The sequence below is a fragment of the Hydrogenophaga sp. OTU3427 genome (assembly GCF_038440225.1).
GTDB lineage: Bacteria > Pseudomonadota > Gammaproteobacteria > Burkholderiales > Burkholderiaceae_C > Hydrogenophaga.
Genome location: NZ_JASATI010000133.1, coordinates 1 through 389, shown reverse-complemented (window position 1 = coordinate 389; position 389 = coordinate 1). Strand labels below are relative to the sequence as shown.

Here is a 389-nt window from a genome sequence, read left to right as displayed (position 1 = left end):
TCATTGAAGGTGATGGGCGACATCGCCGAGTACTTCGTGCACCACAACGTGCGCAACTTCTACTCGGTGTCGATCTCGGGCTACCACATCGCCGAAGCGGGCGCCAACCCGATCAGCCAGCTCGCGTTCACGCTCTCCAACGGCTTCACCTTCGTGGAGGCGTACCTGGCGCGCGGCATGCACATCGACGACTTCGCGCCCAACCTGAGCTTCTTCTTCAGCAACGGCATGGACCCGGAGTACACCGTGATGGGCCGCGTGGCGCGCCGCCTCTGGGCCGTGGCCATGAAGGAGAAGTACGGCGCCAACGAACGCAGCCAGAAGCTGAAGTACCACATCCAGACCTCGGGCCGTTCACTGCACGCGCAGGAGATCCAGTTCAACGACAT

The 389-nt window shown here is 62.2% G+C and carries 1 protein-coding gene; it reads left to right on the top strand.

Annotated features, from left to right (window positions below):
- The coding region (locus tag AAHB17_RS24610; protein WP_342133693.1) for a methylmalonyl-CoA mutase family protein at positions 1 to 389 on the top strand (389 nt) is incomplete at both ends.